The sequence below is a fragment of the Flavobacterium sp. genome (genome assembly GCF_044348915.1).
Lineage (GTDB): Bacteria > Bacteroidota > Bacteroidia > Flavobacteriales > Flavobacteriaceae > Flavobacterium.
Map to the genome: position 1 here is coordinate 1 of NZ_JBIKRX010000019.1, position 18,084 is coordinate 18,084.

Here is an 18,084-nt window from a genome sequence, read left to right on the forward strand (position 1 = left end):
ACAAAATATAAAAAGATTCACCTAATAAATCCAATGACTATGTGGCATGAATTCGAATTTTATTTCACGTCATTTTGACATGAAATAAAATCCCTATATTTGAGACTGATTAGTTACAATTTTTTCTATGTGGTTTAAAATTTTAACTCTTACTTCAACAGAAAAGCTGTAGAACCATTTTTGTTATTGATAGTACTTATTTTTGTACTTTTGTTTAAAATCAGATAATATGAAAGCTATAAAACAAATTATTGATGTTGAAAATCATACGTTTAGCGTTGTACTTCCAAAAGATTTTACTGCAAAAAGAGTAGAAGTCATCATTTTGCCTTCAAATCCGGAAGATGATATTCCGCAATGGCACAAAGAGATTATAGATAAAAGACTGAAAGACTACAAACAAAATCCAGACGATGTTACTGATTTTGATGTTTTTTGTGATGAGCTGGAAAAAGAAAATCTATGAAGTTTAAATCTGTAATTCAAAATACTGCGAAGAACGATTTGAGAGAAGCTGTAAAATGGTACAATATTCAGAAAAAAGGATTAGGAAATGAGTTTTTAAGTACTGTTAAACAAACTATTTCTAGATTACGATCGTATCCAAATCTGGCTCAAATTAGATATTTTGAAGTTCATACAGCAGTGATGGAAACTTTTCCTTATCTGATTCATTATTATATCGATTCGAATAAAAAAGAAATTATTGTAATAGGTATTTTGCACACCTCAAAAAATCCTGAAAATTGGTATGAGAGATAAAAATATTTCGATAAAGAAAAAGATTTTTTTCAATTCCTAATTAGCCGAAAAAACGAGAAGATTATATTAAAATAAAAATGCCAATCCTAAATTCAGGATTGGCATTTTACATTTATAACGATTTTAAAGTCTGACTTAAATGACTTATATGGTTAATTAAATTACCTTAAACTAGCACCCAATTCGGTTTCTAGATTCTTTTGTAATTTGCCCATAATTTTGTCAATTTGAACATCGGTCAAGGTTTTGGTATTGTCTTGAATCGTGAAACTTACTGCATAGGATTTCTTGCCTTCAGGAAGATTTTTGCCTTGGTACACATCGAATAAATTGATGTCTTTCAACAATGATTTCTCGGTTTGTCTGGCCAAATTATAAATAGTATCGAAAGAAATGTTTTCATCCAATAACAAAGACAAATCTCTGCGAACCTCAGGATATTTAGGGATTTCGGTGAATTTGATTTTATTCGAAAGCAGTTTCAAAATCAACGCCCAATTGAAATCGGCGAATAAAACTTCTTGCTTGATGTCAAAATGTTTTAGAATTGATTTTTTCACCACTCCATATTCTACCAAAATATCATTACCCAAACCAATAGCAATTCCTTCTGAAAATACATCCGAAGTCATCGGTAGGTTTTGAGTTTTATTAATTCCCAATCGTTCCAAAACAGCATTCACATAGCCTTTGAATAAGAAGAAATCGGTTGGTTTTTGTACGTTGGTCCAGCTTTCTTGATTGCGATTTCCGGTGATGAACATCGTTAAATGTTTGTGTTCTTCGTAACCGGATTCGAATTTGTGGTAGGTTTTTCCGAATTCAAAGAATTTCAAATCTGAATTTCTACGGTTGATGTTATACGATAAAGCTTCAAGTCCAGAAAACAATAAAGATTGACGCATCGCTGCCAAATCACTACTCAATGGATTTAACATCATCACATTGTGTTCCTCTTTCAACATATCCGACAATTGAACGTAAGATGAAGTTGTCAAGGAATTGGCCATCATTTCGTGAAAACCTTGAGAGTTCAATTGCGCTGCCACAACGTTTTGCACTTTATAATCTTCGGTTCGGGGTGCGTTAGAAACCGTAGCATTCAATTTATCCGAAAATTTGATATTGTTGTAGCCATAAACACGAAGAATTTCCTCGATAACATCTATTTCTCTTTGCACATCCACACGATAGGAGGGAATCACTAGACCTAAACCAGCATCAGAAACACTGTTAACTTTGATTTCTAATGAAGCCAAAATGTTTTTTATGATTTCTTTTGGCAATTCTTGTCCAATAATTCTTTTAACATTATTAAAGTTCAAGACCACAGGAAAGTCCTCAATTTTCTTTGGATACAAATCAACAATATCCGAAGTGATTTCACCACCAGCCACTTCTTGAATCAACAAAGCGGCACGTTTCAAGGCATATGCGGTTATACTTGGATCGATTCCTCTTTCGAAACGGAAAGAAGCATCTGTATTCAATTGGTGTCTTTTGGCACTTTTGCGTATGCTTACCGGATTAAAATAAGCACTTTCTAGGAAAATAGCAGTCGTGTTTTCGTTAACACCAGAACCTTTGCCTCCAAAAACTCCCGCAATGCATAAAGGTTCGTCACCATCACAAATCATCAAATCTTCCTCGTGTAAGGTTCTTTCGATGTCATCAAGGGTTGTGAATTTGGTTCCAGAAGGAAGTGTTTTTACGTTTATTTTTCCATTGATCTTAGCCGCATCAAAAGCATGAAGCGGTTGACCTAATTCGTGCAAAACATAATTAGTAACATCGACAATATTATTTTTAGGATTTATACCAATCGCTTTCAAACGGTCTTTCAACCATCTCGGTGATTCTTTAACTTTGACACCCGAAATGGTAACTCCACAATATCTTGGGGCTAATTTACCATCTTTGACAACAACGTCTATTTTCAATGTTCTTTTATCCACTCTAAAGTTACTTACTGAAGGGGTAATAAATTCAACATTAATACCGGTTTGCATCAAACCTGCTCTCAAATCACGAGCTGTTCCAAGATGACTCATTGCATCTGCACGGTTTGGTGTCAATCCGATTTCGAATACCTCGTCGTTTTCTACATTGAAAAGTCCAGCGGCTTTTATCCCAGCATTTACGGCATTGTCTAAAACCATAATGCCATCATGGCTATTACCAAGTCCTAATTCGTCTTCGGCACAAATCATTCCGTGGCTTTCCTGGCCTCTTATTTTTCCTTTTTTTATTTGAAAAGCTTCACCGTCTTTATCGTACAAAGTAGTTCCAATAGTTGCCACCAATACTTTTTGGCCTGCTGCAACATTAGGTGCGCCGCAAACAATCTGAAGCGGAACACCATCGCCTAAATCTACAGTGGTCACTTTTAATCGGTCGGCATCAGGATGTTGAACGCAAGTTAGAACCTTGCCTACGACGATTCCTTCTAATCCGCCTTTTATCGATTGGTACTTTTCGACCATCTCAACTTCTAAACCTAAGTCTGTTAGTAAAGCCGCTGTTTCTTCGGATTGCCAATCTATTTTGATGAATTGTTTTAACCAGTTGTATGATATTTTCATGTTGTGTAAAGTAAATTTTCAAAGACGCAAATATAAGGATTGCAGATTGGACAAAGAAACAAATGAATGGGTTTTTTGAATAGAATTTACTTATTTAAAGTAGCGTTCTATTGGTTCGATTGTAATAATTTCTTAGCCAAAAACAGATTGGTCGAATCGTCTTCTTTAATAGTCAAAAAATAATTGAGTTGCCAATTTTGGGTTCTCTCGGCTTGTTTGCTGTTGGGAATCTCCCAAGGTGGATAAATTCGAATGCCTCGTTTTCCTATTTTGCCCTTTTGTGTTATAATTTCTTTGTTGGCTAAAACACTTTTTGGGAAAATAAATTGTCCAAAGTGTTCGCCACTTCTTGCAGTAATAATAATAAAATCTATTTCGTCTTGGACACCAAAAGGCTCGGTTATTCCATTTTTATTTCTTTTCCAAATGCTCACAAATTGACCGTTTTTAGTAGGAGTTATTTTAGCGTTGCGATACAGAATTTTGGAGCCGTGAAGTTCAAATGTGCAAGCTCCATATTCCTGACTTTCAGTTTCCCATTGAAGATTAGTAAATTCGAAAGCACAGGCGTCATAAACCTTTGCTTTGGCTATATGCAAGTCGTCGTGAAAGCTCGTGATATTGCTCATTAAATCAATTCCTCCACGTGTTTTTTGATGTTTTCCGCGATTTTTTTGGTTGGCAAATCGTTGTCATCTGTACCAAATGGGTCCTCGATTTCCTCTGCTATCAACTCTAAACTTGCCAGTACATAAAAGATGAAAACCACTACCGGAATTACGAAATAGCCTAGAATAAATACATAAGCAAAAGGCAATGTCAGCACGTATATAAAAATGAATTTCTTGATAAATGCACTGTAGGAGTAGGGAATAGGGGTGTTCTTGATTCGTTCGCAAGCGCCACAAATATCAGTGAAAGATTGTAGTTCATTATTCAAAATAATAAGTTGGTCACCCGTGATTTTATTTGAAGTATATAAGTCACTTATTTTTTGAAATAGTATTTTGGCCACTTGGTTGGGTCTGTGTTTGTGGTGGTCAAATTCCAAATCGACATCGTCAAACAATTGTTTTGCAGTATCGCTGTCGCTCAAATGTTTCTGCAAGATGGAGGCATAACCCGGAATCATTTTCCTGAAATAGGTACGATCACTTTCGTCCTTTAAAATCACCGATAATTTTATGGCTAAATTTCGGCTGCTGTTAACCAATCCGCCCCACATTCTTCGTCCTTCCCACCAGCGATCATAAGCCGTATTAGTTCGATAAGCTAATAATAATGAAATTACGAAACCCAACAAACTGTGCATGACAGAGATGTTCTTAACATAACTATCTTCTGGTAAATGCCAATAAATCATTTCCAAATAGCCAATAATTCCAGAATAAATCCCGATAATGATCATCATTGGAATTAATTTTTGAAAAGTATCTGCTTTACTTGCACTAAAAATAAAGCTGATCCATTCTTTTGGGTTATAGGAAGTCATTTTTAATTTTTTAACAAAAGTATATTAAAAACTCATATTTCCTGCCAATTCTCGAAGAGCAATTTCAGATAATTTGGCTTGAAATTGGGCATTGCTGTACCGCACTTTGGCATTGATGTAATTTAGTTGTGCAGCTCTAAATTCTAAGGTAGTTATGGTTCCAATTCGGAATTTATCCACGGTGATGTTTAAGTTTTGTTTGGCTATTGCTTCGTTCGTTTCTTCCAAATCAATCAATTCTAAATTGGTCAAATAGGTCTGAAAAGCAATGGATAATTCTGATGTTAACAAAAGACTTTGCTGTTCGATAGCAATTTTAGAATTATCCAATTGGATTTTTGCGATTTTTTCGTTTCTATTTTGTGCAAAACCGTCAAATACATTCAAGGATGCCCTAAGTCCATAATTGAATCCACGGGCTGAAAATGCAGCGGTAAAACCTAAACTCGATTCGGTATCTAAAAAGTTGTAACCAGTGGTCAAGTTGATTCGCGGGTAGCGATCTCCTTTGATTTGTTTCAATTGTAATTCAGCAACTCTTTTGTTGATAATTTCGGATTCTAATTGTGGATTTTGTTTTTCTGCCAATGCAATTAATTCTGCCAGAATTAATTTGTCGTCCACCTTTACATTATCCACAACTTTAAAATCTACTTTCGAATCTCTGGCAAGAATTTGGTTTAGAACAATTTTTCGGTTTGCATAGGATTCTTTCTGTCTTAGCAGCGCTACTTTGTCAGTGTTTAAATCTACCTGCGCATTCAAAACTTCTAATTTGGAAGCTTTCCCAATTTTAAATCTATTTTGAGCCAATTCTAATCGTTTGGTCGAAATCATTATGGTGGTATCTAAAGCTGTTAATTGTTGCTGCTGCTGCACCAAATCGAAATAAACCGCATTGACCTCGCTAATTTTTAGTATTATCGTTCGTTTTAATTGAGCTTCACCTAATTTCTGTAGTTCTTTCAGTTGATCTAATCTGGCAAACATTTTGAACCCATCAAAAACAGTCCAATCGAGTCCTACACCGTAATTCAAAGAATTATTTTTGGCGTTATCGAGTGTGTTAACTGTCCCGTTTTGTAGCGTTTGGGTGCTGTTTTCAATCCTATTGGCATCGACAAGGCTTGCTGTTACCCTAGGCAGCATTCCTGCATTTCCAGTAGAAACATTCGTTTTGTCAATATCTAAATTGTTGGAAGCAATTTTTATTTCAAAATTATTTTCCAATGCAATTTTCATTGCGTCTTTGATGGTCAATACTTCTTGGGCACTAGTTTTAGCTGCGCATAGCAAGAATAAAATTAGACTACGGATTATTATTTTAGTGTGCATTTTTTATTGTTTTTTACCACCAATTTACTTAAAAATTTAACCACAAATCACTCAAATTATCACAAATTTTTCTTCTAAAAAATGTAGAAGTTCCTATTTTAATGCGTGCTAATTTGTGCAATTTGCGGTAAAAAAAAATATTTATTTACTTTCTTTTTCATATTCTTCAATATGATCAAATTCTGGATAGTGCTTTCTAGCTTTCGACCACAGCAAATACAATGCTGGGATGACGAATAAGGTTAATACCAAAGAAAAAATAGTACCTCCAACAATGACAACTCCCATTCCAATTCTACTTTTTGAGGCGGCTCCAATCGACAAGGCGATTGGTAAAGCTCCTAGTGCAATGGTTAAGCTTGTCATTAAAATAGGGCGAAGTCGTGACTCAGATGCTTGTAGAATGGCATCCAATTTTGATTTCCCTTGCTCACGCAATTGATTGGCAAACTCCACTATTAGAATTCCGTTTTTAGTAACGAGACCAATTAGCATTATGGTTCCAATTTGACTAAAAATATTCCAAGTTTGATCAAACAACCAAAGTGAAAATAAAGCACCTGCCACTGCCATTGGTACAGTTAAGATAATGATAAATGGGTCGATAAAACTTTCGAATTGTGCTGCTAGAATCAAAAATATCAACAGCAAAGCCAAGCCAAATGCGAAAGAAGTATTCGAACTACTTTCGACAAAATCTCGCGATTCACCACCCAAATCAGTTGTAAAAGTATCATCCAAAACTTTGTCTTTGATTTCATTCATAGCATTAATTCCATCTTCTATACTTTTGCCAGGAGCCAGACCTGCCGAAACGGTTGCAGACATGTATCGATTGTTGTGATACAATTGTGGCGGATTGCTTTTCTCATCAATGCGCACTACATTGTCCATTTGAATAAGCTCTCCTTTATTGTTTTTGACAAACATAGAAGTAAGGTCTAAAGGTTTCGAACGGTCCTCCTGTTCAAACTGTCCTATCACTTGGTATTGTCTTCCGTTTTTCATAAAATAGCCAAATCGCTGACCGCTTAAGGAAAGTTGCAAGGTTTGAGCAATATCAATTACTGAAATTCCTAGACTTTCTGCTTTCTCTCGATCGATAGTAACATTGATTTCGGGTTTGTTGAATTTTAGATTCACATCGGTGGTTGAAAAAGTATCGTTGTTTGCTGCTTGTTCCATAAACAAGGGAATCTTTTCTTGTAGTTTTTCGAAATTTTCAGACTGGATAATATACTGAACGGGCAGTCCTCCACGACGGCTAACTGCAATAGTTGGCTGCTGTGTAACTGAAGTTTTCGCATTGGGATATTTCTTTACAATCTTAGACATTTGATCGGCAATTTCCATTTGAGATCGAGATCTATCACTTGGTTCTTTCAGTGATATTCTAATAAAACCGCTATTGACAGAACCACTACCGCTAAATCCAGGAGAAGTATACACAAGACTCACTTTCTTTTCGGGTATTGAATCGTCTACTAATTTGGATATTTCTTGCATAAAACGATCGGTATATTCGTAGCTGGAACCTTCCGGTGTTGACATTCTCATTATAAATCCGCTGCGGTCGTCTAGTGGTGACGTTTCCTTTTGAATAATACTAAAAAATAAATAAATAAATCCGAAACAAGCTAAAATGATTGGGAAACTTAACCATTTACGGGCCATAAACTTTTCTAAATAAAAAGCATAGGTTGCATTTAATTCTTGAAAGTAAGGCTCCGTTTTAATATAAAATTTCGATTTAGTTTGCTCTCCACTTTTCATTAAATAGGCATTCAACATTGGAGTTAAAGTCAATGACACAAAGGCCGATACCAAAACGGCTGCTCCAATGACGACTCCAAATTCCCGAAACAATCTGCCTACAAATCCTTCAAGGAAAATTACGGGAAGAAATACAGCTGCCAAAGTGATGGAAATAGAAATTACGGCAAAAAATATTTCGTTCGAGCCCTTAATCGCGGCTTCAATGGGCGTCATTCCTTCTTCCACTTTTTTGAAAATATTCTCCGTGACTACAATTCCATCGTCGACCACTAATCCGGTGGCGAGCACAATAGCCAATAGTGTCAAAACATTAATTGAAAATCCGAAAAGCCACATTATGAAGAATGTTGCAATCAATGAAACAGGAATATCTATCAATGGGCGAAAGGCTATAGCCCAATCTCTGAAAAACAAGTAGATGATTAGTATCACTAAAAGTATCGAAATACCCAAGGTTTCCGCAACTTCTGTTATCGATTTCCGCACAAAAACCGTATTATCAATAACAATGTTTAGCTTGATATCTTTGGGTAAATCTTTCTTGAATTTTTCGAACTCTTTATAAAATTTATTTGAAATATCGATATAATTGGCTCCAGGAAGAGGCACAATAGCGACAGCTACCATCGGCCTTCCAGACTGACTCATATTGCTTTCGATATTTTCTGTATCCAGCGTGGCTCGACCAATATCATTCAGTCTGACGATTCTATCGCCATCTGTTCGAATAATAATATTGTTGAAATCGGCTGCCGAAGATAAATTCCCAATGGTTTTTACAGTCAGTTCGGTATTGCTTCCAGTTATTTTTCCTGAAGGCAATTCTACATTTTGTTTGTTTAAGGCCGCTCGGACTTCGGATACGGTAATGCTATAGGAGGCTAATTTTTTAGGATCGAGCCACAACCGCATAGCATAGCGCTTTTCGCCCCAAATTTGAACGCCACTCACTCCTGGAATGGTCTCTAATCGTTGACCAATAACATTCTCAGCAAAATCTGTTAATTCCAATTGACTTCGAGAATCACTTTGAACGGTCATCGAAATGATAGATTCACTGTTCGCATCTGCTTTAGAAACGATGGGTTGTGAATCGATATCTTCTGGTAATTCACGGATGGTTCGAGAAACTTTATCCCGTACATCGTTCGCAGCGGCTTCTAAATCTTTATCCAAATTAAATTCCACTGTAATCGAACTAGATCCTTGACTACTTGATGAAGTGATATTTCTGATTCCATCGATAGAATTTATTGCTTTCTCAAGCGGTTCGGTGATTTGCGATTCGATGATATCTGCGTTCGCACCGGTATAATTAGTTCGAATAGAAATTTGTGCCGGATCTATCGAAGGAAATTCTCTTATTCCTAAAAAAGTATAACCAATAATTCCAAACAAAACGATAGTCAAGTTGAGAACAATAGTTAATACGGGTCTTTTTATGCTGATCGTGGATAAACTCATTGAGATTGCAGATTTTAGATTTTAGATTGCAGATTTTAGATTTCACTGAACACTCAAAACTGAACACTGAACACTATTTAAGTTTTACTTTCACAGCATCATCTTCTTTCAAAGACATTACTCCGCCAGTGATAAGCGTATCTCCCGCTTTGATACCTGATAAAACCAAAACTGACGCGTCTGTTCTGGTAGTCGTTTCTATCATTGTTTCTTTGGCTTTTCCCTCTTTCATTATAAAGACTTTTTTACCATTTTGCACAGGTACAATAGCTTCCGACGGAATGACAACCGCATCTTTGATGATAGCTAATGGCAATTCGACATTAGCAAAAGTGCCTGGCAACAATTTCCCATCTCTATTTTCGGCAATGGCACGAACTTGTAATGTTCTTGTTGCAATTTCCACTTCAGGTTCAATGGCATAAATTGTAGCCGTATATTTTTTGGTTGAACCAGCAACTGTAAAACTCAAATCGGTATTTGATTTTATCTGATTGGCATATTTTTCAGGAATAGAAAATGAGATTTTCAATTGATTGATGTTGACTAATTTGGCAACCAAAAGGCTAGGAGTGATGTAAGTTCCCTGCGAAATAGAACGCAAGCCAATCGTTCCAGAAAATGGAGCTCGTACGGAAGTCTTGCCAATTTGCGCTTGAATTAACTGAGTTTGTGCTTTTGCGAGTTTGAAATCAGCTTTTGCTACATCATACTCTTCCTGACTGATGGCTTCTTTCTCAAGCAATAATTTTGCTCTTCTCTCATTTTCCGAAGCCAATCCCTCTTTTGTTTTGGCTTGAGCCAATTGTGCTCTTAATTCCACATCGTTTACTTTGAAAAGTAATTGACCTTTAGATACGGTAGTACCTTCTCTAAAATTGATGCTTTCCACAATTCCAGAAACTTCGGAACGAATTTCAACTTGCTCATTGGCTTCGATTGAACCTGAAAGTGATAGATTATTGTCGAAAGTTTGGGTTTGTACAACAATCCCACTGAGAGTCATTACTTTGTTTTTGCCGTCTTTTCCTTTTGAATCGTTATTTTTATTTTTGTTGGAAACAATTCTATAGGTAATAAATGCTCCAAATGCTATAATTAATACAGTAAAAACAAGGTGTTTAAGTTTCATAATTGATAAAAAAATGAGATTAGATTGGTCCTATTTAGGGTAAGGACAAATTTAGTATTTGGAAAAAAGAGATTTTAATCAATTATTTAGTGATTTATAAATAGAAAATAATTATCAAAAGAAAGAAAAAAACTTTAGGAACCGGCACTAAACTATAGGTCAAATTAGTAAAGAAAAAACTGTAAAATTGGTGTTACCTTCGTTCCAATCGATTTGTTTTAGCTTATATAATTCCAAATATTCTTTTTCTTGGTCAATTCGATATAAGTGGCTCTCAAGATTCTATTTTCTGGTTGTTGTATAGACGGGTCTTCTTTTAGTATTTTTAGCGCATAATTGCGTGCCATCTGCAAAATATCTTTGTCTTTAACAATATCAGCAATTTGAAGATTCAAAACCCCACTTTGTTGGGTTCCCATCAAATCACCTGGTCCCCGAAGTTTAAGATCTACTTCTGCAATTTCGAATCCATCATTTGTGCCCACCATAGTTTCCATTCGCGTTTTGCTGTCGGCACTCAATTTATGACTGGTCATCAAAATGCAATAACTTTGTTCCGCGCCGCGACCCACACGACCTCGAAGCTGATGGAGTTGTGACAATCCAAAACGTTCCGCACTTTCGATAATCATCACGCTGGCGTTTGGAATATTTACACCGACTTCAATCACGGTCGTAGCGACCATGAAGTTGGTTTTTCCCTCAGCGAAACGTTTCATTTCTGCGTCCTTATCCGCGGGTTTCATTTTTCCGTGAAGAATAGAAATAGCGTATTGTGGTAATGGAAAATCCCGAGAAATACTTTCGTAGCCATCCATTAAATCTTTGAAATCCATAGTTTTCGATTCTTCAATCAACGGATAGACAATGTAAATCTGTCGGCCCAAAGCAATTTCATCCCGAATGAATTTCCAAACTTTCAACCTATTGCTGTCAAAACGATGCACGGTTTGAATGGGTTTTCGGCCTGGTGGCAATTCGTCAATCACAGAAATATCCAAGTCACCATACAAACTCATCGCCAAAGTTCGTGGAATAGGAGTGGCGGTCATTACCAAAACGTGGGGTGGAATAGCCCCACCAACCTCCCCAGAAGGGAGGCTTCCTTTCTTCCACAATTTCGAGCGTTGTTCTACACCAAAACGATGTTGCTCGTCAATAACGGCTAAGCCCAAGTTGTGGAATTTTACCTTGTCTTCCAACAAAGCGTGTGTACCAATCAGAATGTGTAAACTGCCGTTTTCGAGTTCTTCGTGGATGATTTTTCTAGCTGTAGTTTTGGTTGAACCAGTTAGTATTTTTATGTTGATTTTTAAATCTTTGGCTAATTCTGATAATCCGTTAAAATGCTGGTTGGCCAAAATTTCTGTTGGCGCCATCAAGCAGGATTGAAAGCCGTTGTCTAAAGCGATAAGCATACTCATCAAAGCGACGATTGTTTTTCCGGAACCCACATCGCCTTGCAGTAATCGGTTCATTTGGGCGTTACTTCCCATATCGATTCGGATTTCCTTGATAACTCTTTTTTGCGCATTAGTGAGTTCGAAAGGCAAATGGTTTTGGTAAAAATCATTAAAAAAAGCGCCAACTTTGGTAAACGGATGTCCTTTGATTTTGTGCTTTCGAATCAAATTTTGTGTAATGAGTTGTACTTGAATATAGAATAATTCTTCAAACTTCAATCGGAATTGGGCTTTCGCCAAAGCTTCGGCGCTTTTAGGAAAATGAATATTGAATAAAGCCGCATTTTTAGGAATCAATTTTAATTCGGCAATTAAATAATCCGGCAAGGTTTCAGCGAATTTGGCTTGGGTTTCCAAGAACAATTGCTGCATCATTTTGTTGATGGCACGATTCGAAACACCGCGATTGGCCAAAGTTTCAGTCGAGGGATAAACGGGCTGCATCGCCGAACGCAGACTTTGTTCGTGTTCTTTCAGCAGCTCAATTTCAGGATGCGCCATGTTGAATACATTCGCGAAGGAAGTACATTTTCCGAAAACCACACACATTTCATTGAGTTTCAAACTTTCTCGAATCCATTTATGACCCTGAAACCAAACCAATTCCATTTGTCCGGTATCATCTACGAAAGTAGCCACCAATCTTTTTTGGTTTTTGCCAAATTCAACCGTTTTGATATTGATGATTTTGCCAATGATTTGAACTTCGGCCACATTGTTTTGTAATTCGTTGATTTTATAATAACGCGTCCGATCAATGTAGCGATTGGGAAAAAAATTGAGCAAATGTCCGTACTTATGAATTCCCAATTCCTTGCGCAGTAGTGCACCGCGGTTAGGTCCGACGCCTTTGAGGTATTCGATTTGGGTTTCTAATAGGTTTTGCTGCATAGTTTTTAAATAGAAAATAGAATAAAGAGAATAGAATATAGATTTTCCGAGTCTTTACTCTTTATTCTATGCTCTTTTCTCTATTTAAAGCGAAGATAGTTTTTTGTTTGGAAAATAGGAAATAGAATTGTTTGGTATTGGATTAGGAAAAAGTATATTTGAATTCTTAAAAATACCGCAAAATGATAACTCATCTCGCATTGCTTCGTGGCATCAACGTTTCTGGTCACAATATGATAAAAATGGAGGCTTTGAAAACTACTTTGGAAGCTGTGGGTTTTCAAAATGTGGAAACGTATATTCAATCGGGAAATGTTTTTGTGGATACAGAAGAAGAAAATGCAGCTGCCGTTGGTTTCAAAATCAAGCAAGAAATCTTCAAGGCTTTTGGTCACGAAGTACCGGTTGTGGTCATTTGCAAAACCGATTTAGAAGCTTGTTTAAAAAATAATCCTTTTTTTAAAGAGGCAGCAGCTGATACTAAAAAACTCTATGTTGCTTTTGTTTCTAGCACTTTGAGAAGCGACAGTATCAATGATTTGAAAATGAGTCAGGTAAAGCCAGACGAAGCCAGTATTGACTCCAATAGAATTTACATTAAATATGCGGTAGGAGCAGGAAAAACCAGATTTGACCAAAAATACATTGAGAAAAAATTAAACGTTACTGCAACGATTCGAAATTGGAATACCGTAACGCAATTGTTGAAAATGTATGAGGATAAATCTGTTTAATCTGTGCAATCTGTGGCAAAAAAATCTACCACAACTCGCTCACTTCATTTTTTAAAAAAGAAAGGGCTGAACTGCTTGGTGAGGCTTTTTCTAATAAATCGCGTAAAATCACTTCTCTTAACTGATTGGCATCGAAAATAGTTTCGTTTTTTGTTGCCACTAAAATCATTTGAATGGTCGCGTTTTTTGCAGTAGTAATCGTCGACCAACATTCATCAGAAACGTAAATTTGTTGCGACAAATTATGTTCGTATTCTTGCTCGATTTGTGCAATTACAAAGTTTTGATAATCTATTTTATTTTCTGAGATCGGTGTAATTCGAACCAACAATTGCGATGGATTAATGCGTTCCAAAAATAAGGTCATACGTTCGTATGCCTGCAAACGGATGGATAAAGTATCAGGTTTTGTGTCTTTTTTTAACAAATACATGCGTTTCGCATTCTCGTTTTTGGTGTAAAGCTCATAAAAACTGTAGGCTACAAAAGCCATAATTAATGTTGGCAGAGAGTAGCTGATCAATTCTATAATTTGGGTGTTCTCCATTTGAAATTTGAAAAAATAATAATTTTTAATTGTCGATGACAAATTAACGAATAAACCAATAAACTTAAAGTGTACTTTTGGAAAAATTTTTGCAATGGAAACCTACATCATCATTTTGCTTTGTTTAGCCTCTTTTGTGGCTGGATTTATTGATGCTATAGTCGGAGGAGGAGGGTTGATTCAAACGCCTGTTGGATTGGTGTTATTGCCTAATTTACCGGTCTCTACAGTTATTGGATCGCTCAAAATCCCTGCTTTCAGCGGAACCTCTTTCGCCGCCTACCAATACCTAAAGAAAGTAGATATGAACTGGCGTTTGCTTGGTATTATGATGCTTTTGGCCTTTCCATCTGCCTTTTTAGGCTCGACCTTATTGACCTATGTGAGCAATGATTTTATGAAACCTTTATTGCTAGTGGTGCTGTCGTTATTGGTAGTTTATACGTATACGCAAAAGAATTTTGGTCAACACATAGTTAAATCGCATTCAGCCCGAACGCAGATTTTTTACGCTGTGCTTATTAGTTTTGTGGTAGGTTTTTATGATGGATTTATTGGACCCGGAACCGGAAGTTTTTTGGTTTTAGCCTTTATTGCCTTGATGGGATTCGATTTTTTGCACGCTTCGGCCAATGCCAAAATGGTCAATCTGGCAACTAATTTTGGTTCAATTTGTTTGTTTATGCTCAAAGGAAAAATCATTTGGGCCATTGCGATTCCAATGGCTTTTAGTAATGCATTTGGTGGCTGGTTGGGTGCTAAATTAGCGATCAACAAAGGCAATAAGTTCATCCGAATATTCTTTTTGGTCGTGGTTATCGGTACTTTGATTCGGTTTGCTTATGATGTGTTTGTAGGAAAAAAAAATATTTTGTGTTTTTATTGTATTTTTTTTATCTAAAATATTATATTTGTTTATTAATATAGTAGGTATGAAAATTTTTTTCGCTCCATTTCTTCTTTTCTTTTGTTTTTCAACTTTTGCGCAACAAATAGATATTCGAGGCATACTAAAAGATGTCACTACAAAAGAATCTATTATCAGTGCTTCTGTTGGAATAAAAAACTCGGCCGTTGGTACAATTACAAATGAAGAAGGTGTTTTTCAATTGACGGTTTCGAACACGGCAGAAATCATTATTTCTTGTCTCGGTTATAAATCTTTAGTCCTTAATGTTAGTGATTTTTCGGACGAATCAAAGGTTGTATTTATGGAACCTAATGTGGAAGTTTTGGAAGAAGTCATCGTAAGCACAACTCCGATACCTCAAATTTTAGAAGAAATCATTCTTGTATCTAAAGCAAGATTTGACAAACCTATCGTATTGAATACCTATTATCGTGAATTTGTTAAAGCCAACGGAAAACATATTCGATTTTCAGACGGTTTATTAGATTATCATATTAGTGGTAATTCCCAGAAAACAAAATCAGATTTGATAGTCAAGCAAAATCGATCTGTTTTACTACCGATTTCTAAGGATGAAGAAGATGTTTTTGAACTGGGATCTGTTCTAGATATTCAAAAAAGCTATGGCTATAGTTTTGGTGCTATAAGCGAATATATTATTGACGATAGGAAGTATGAAGATTATGATTTCGCTCTGAAATCAAAGAAAACTGAAGATGGCACATCACTTTTAATCATCACTATCGATCCTAAAACTGATATTGAAAAGGCATTGTTTAAAGGTACAATTGCGTACGACCCTCAGACCAAGTTGATTTACGATTATGATTTATTCTATGCGCCCTCGCACTTAAAATACGCCAAAGAGATAAATTTACTGATAGCTCGATTATCTCTTTTGGATATTAAGTTGAAAGCTTCATACAAGATGCTCAACGATATTTATGTGGTTTCGAGCACTAATCGCTATGTTAAATTTAAAGTTTGGACTAAAAAACATAACGTATTATCAGAATCTAAAAGCGATTTGATAGTGACTGATTTCAAAAAAGATGATTTGACATATAATAAAAAAGAAGTGTATGATAAGAAATATCTTTTTAAGAAGGCAAGTCAATACAATGACAAATTTTGGCAAAAAAATAATGCGATTGTTTTAACTGTTGAGGAAGAAAAAATCATCGATGATTTAGAAAAAGAAAACAAAGCCTTACCAAAAAGCGATTAAGTATTAAAAAGGATTGTAAGTCTTTTTTTTTGATCTAAAAATTAATTCGTTTCCTGATTCATAAACCTTTATTATTGCTTTCAACAGAAATTTTTGATGTAGAAATAAGTCGCACTTAGCAATAAATCAAAACGCTATTGCTTAATAATTTTATCCAGCACAGCTTTATCAGGATAATTGATGACTTGAAGAGTGATTTTTTGTTTCTGAACAGTTTGTCCTTCAATTACATAGGTTTTTCCGTTTCCTTTTTTAATATTGCTGTTATCAAAATCTACATCTCCATATTTCAGGGTATTTTTGATGTCAATAGTATCTATCCATTTCTCCGCTAGAACTTGTGAAGCTGCATCGGAATAATGAAATGGTTTGGTTCGTAAATCATTCAAAACTCGGGCATTTGGAAAATAATTGCAACGCGTATCTTTTCCGCTGTAAATGGCTGCAACCACAAAAGATCCCATTATCAATCCTAGTAAATAGTAAGCAAAACGATGAGCAAACTTCATAAATTAAATTTTCGGCAAAGATAAAATAAAGTTTAGTTAAAATACGATTAAATTAATATCGCTGTACGGAAGGTCAAACCAATCACTAATGGCATTGTTTGTAAGGATTCCGTGGTACAGATAGACTCCATTTTTTAGACCGTGATTGCATCGGATGGCACTTTCGATGCCGCCATCTTCGGCGATTTGCAATAAATAAGGAGTGATGATATTGCTAATAGAAAGGGATGCGGTTTTAGAATATCGAGAAGGTATATTGGGCACACAATAATGCAAAACATCATTTTTGATAAAGGTCGGTTTTTCGTGCGAAGTCACTTCCGAAGTTTCAAAACAACCTCCGGTATCGATACTAACATCGACAATTACAGCGCCTTTTTTCATATGTTCGACCATCGTTTCGGTTACAATAACAGGGCAACGTTCCTTACCTCGCATGGCACCAATAGCCACATCACATCTTCTCAAGGCCTTCAATAAGGACTTGGGTTGAATGGTAGACGTAAAAATCCGTTGATTCAAGTTGTTTTGCAAACGGCGTAGTTTCCGAATCGAATTGTCAAAAACTTTGACATTGGCGCCCAGGCCAATAGCCGTTTTTGCAGCAAATTCTCCCACAGTTCCAGCACCTAGAATAACAACATCGGTAGGAGGAACCCCAGTGATATTGCCTAATAAGAGACCTTTTCCAAATTCATTGGTAATCATTAATTCGGCAGCAATCAAAACGGATGCTGTTCCTGCAATCTCGCTCAGGGATTTCACAGCAGGGTAGGAGCCATCTTCATCTTTGATGTATTCCAAAGCAAAAGCGGTAATTTTTTTCTTGGCTAAAGCTTCAAAATAGGTCTTCTTCCTAGTTTTGAGTTGAATTGCAGAAATGATTATAGATTTTGGGCTAATCATTTCGATTTCTGCAAGACTAGGCGGTTCTACTTTCAAAATCATCGGACAACCAAATACTTTCTTGGTGTCATTCGTGATTTCGGCTCCTGCATTGGCGTATTCTTTATCCGAATAACTTGCACTTTCTCCGGCACCGGCTTCAATCATAACACGATGGCCTTGGTAGGTCAACGAATTCACTGCATCAGGGGTTAAACAGATGCGACGTTCTTGGTAACTAGTTTCCTTCGGGATACCAATGAAAAGTTCGCTTTTGTGTCTGGCTATTTCCAACTTCTCTTCTTGAGGAAGTAACTGTTGCTTGGTAAATGGGGATGTCGACATTATTTGAATAAATTAGAGGTACAATTTAC

General features: G+C 36.1%; 15 protein-coding genes. 5 read left to right on the forward strand and 10 right to left on the reverse strand.

The annotated features are described in order from the left end of the window. The first annotated feature begins 229 nt into the window (after window positions 1-229). Window positions 230-466, forward strand: coding sequence for an addiction module protein (locus tag ACIQ1E_RS05190; protein WP_396169329.1), 237 nt, complete (start codon window positions 230-232; stop codon window positions 464-466). Then, on the forward strand, window positions 463-762 hold the full coding sequence (locus ACIQ1E_RS05195) for a type II toxin-antitoxin system RelE/ParE family toxin (RefSeq protein WP_396169331.1): 300 nt from the start codon (window positions 463-465) through the stop codon (window positions 760-762). The genes ACIQ1E_RS05190 and ACIQ1E_RS05195 overlap by 4 nt, the downstream gene beginning before the upstream one ends. 161 nt (window positions 763-923) lie before the next feature. On the opposite strand, the gene pheT is transcribed toward ACIQ1E_RS05195, so the two are convergent. From pheT to recG, 7 genes are all read right to left on the reverse strand, one after another. Then, window positions 924-3,344 (reverse strand): phenylalanine--tRNA ligase subunit beta, encoded by a 2,421-nt coding sequence (pheT, locus tag ACIQ1E_RS05200; RefSeq protein ID WP_396169333.1) that lies wholly within the window; start codon window positions 3,342-3,344, stop codon window positions 924-926. A 107-nt stretch (window positions 3,345-3,451) separates the two neighbouring features. Continuing rightward, window positions 3,452-3,973: a MepB family protein gene (locus tag ACIQ1E_RS05205; RefSeq protein ID WP_396169335.1), complete on the reverse strand. Its 522-nt coding sequence runs from the start codon at window positions 3,971-3,973 to the stop codon at window positions 3,452-3,454. After that, the gene (locus ACIQ1E_RS05210) at window positions 3,973-4,836 is read right to left on the reverse strand and encodes a bestrophin family protein (RefSeq protein ID WP_396169337.1); all 864 of its coding nucleotides are present in this window, start codon (window positions 4,834-4,836) and stop codon (window positions 3,973-3,975) included. The genes ACIQ1E_RS05205 and ACIQ1E_RS05210 overlap by 1 nt, the downstream gene beginning before the upstream one ends. Before the next feature lie 24 nt (window positions 4,837-4,860). Beyond that, complete coding sequence (locus tag ACIQ1E_RS05215) at window positions 4,861-6,171, reverse strand: TolC family protein (protein WP_396169339.1); 1,311 nt, start codon at window positions 6,169-6,171, stop codon at window positions 4,861-4,863. A 141-nt stretch (window positions 6,172-6,312) separates the two neighbouring features. Further along, a complete protein-coding gene (locus ACIQ1E_RS05220; protein WP_396169340.1) occupies window positions 6,313-9,411 on the reverse strand; it encodes an efflux RND transporter permease subunit in 3,099 nt (1,032 codons plus the stop codon). 73 nt (window positions 9,412-9,484) lie between these two features. After that, on the reverse strand, window positions 9,485-10,543 hold the full coding sequence (locus tag ACIQ1E_RS05225) for an efflux RND transporter periplasmic adaptor subunit (protein ID WP_396169342.1): 1,059 nt from the start codon (window positions 10,541-10,543) through the stop codon (window positions 9,485-9,487). 218 nt (window positions 10,544-10,761) lie between these two features. Continuing rightward, the gene (gene recG, locus ACIQ1E_RS05230) at window positions 10,762-12,897 is read right to left on the reverse strand and encodes an ATP-dependent DNA helicase RecG (RefSeq protein ID WP_396169344.1); all 2,136 of its coding nucleotides are present in this window, start codon (window positions 12,895-12,897) and stop codon (window positions 10,762-10,764) included. Window positions 12,898-13,079: 182 nt separating this feature from the next. Between recG and ACIQ1E_RS05235 the strand changes: the two genes are divergently transcribed. Continuing rightward, the gene (locus ACIQ1E_RS05235) at window positions 13,080-13,631 is read left to right on the forward strand and encodes a DUF1697 domain-containing protein (RefSeq protein ID WP_396169346.1); all 552 of its coding nucleotides are present in this window, start codon (window positions 13,080-13,082) and stop codon (window positions 13,629-13,631) included. A 25-nt stretch (window positions 13,632-13,656) separates the two neighbouring features. On the opposite strand, the gene ACIQ1E_RS05240 is transcribed toward ACIQ1E_RS05235, so the two are convergent. Then, the gene (locus ACIQ1E_RS05240) at window positions 13,657-14,178 is read right to left on the reverse strand and encodes a hypothetical protein (protein WP_396169348.1); all 522 of its coding nucleotides are present in this window, start codon (window positions 14,176-14,178) and stop codon (window positions 13,657-13,659) included. A gap of 94 nt (window positions 14,179-14,272) precedes the next feature. Here ACIQ1E_RS05240 and ACIQ1E_RS05245 point away from each other — a divergent pair, with 94 nt between their 5' ends. Together ACIQ1E_RS05245 and ACIQ1E_RS05250 are read left to right on the forward strand one after the other, a co-directional pair. After that, window positions 14,273-15,079 (forward strand): sulfite exporter TauE/SafE family protein, encoded by an 807-nt coding sequence (locus ACIQ1E_RS05245; RefSeq protein WP_396169349.1) that lies wholly within the window; start codon window positions 14,273-14,275, stop codon window positions 15,077-15,079. A gap of 31 nt (window positions 15,080-15,110) precedes the next feature. Next, complete coding sequence (locus ACIQ1E_RS05250) at window positions 15,111-16,316, forward strand: carboxypeptidase-like regulatory domain-containing protein (RefSeq protein ID WP_396169351.1); 1,206 nt, start codon at window positions 15,111-15,113, stop codon at window positions 16,314-16,316. A 134-nt stretch (window positions 16,317-16,450) separates the two neighbouring features. Here the strand turns inward: ACIQ1E_RS05250 and ACIQ1E_RS05255 are convergent, their stop codons facing one another. Both ACIQ1E_RS05255 and ACIQ1E_RS05260 read right to left on the reverse strand, forming a co-directional pair. Beyond that, window positions 16,451-16,825 carry a DUF4258 domain-containing protein gene (locus ACIQ1E_RS05255; protein WP_396169352.1) on the reverse strand — a complete coding sequence of 125 codons (375 nt, stop codon included), beginning with the start codon at window positions 16,823-16,825 and terminating at the stop codon, window positions 16,451-16,453. Between the two features lie 36 nt (window positions 16,826-16,861). Next, a complete protein-coding gene (locus tag ACIQ1E_RS05260; RefSeq protein WP_396169354.1) occupies window positions 16,862-18,055 on the reverse strand; it encodes an alanine dehydrogenase in 1,194 nt (397 codons plus the stop codon). Window positions 18,056-18,084 lie beyond the last annotated feature (29 nt).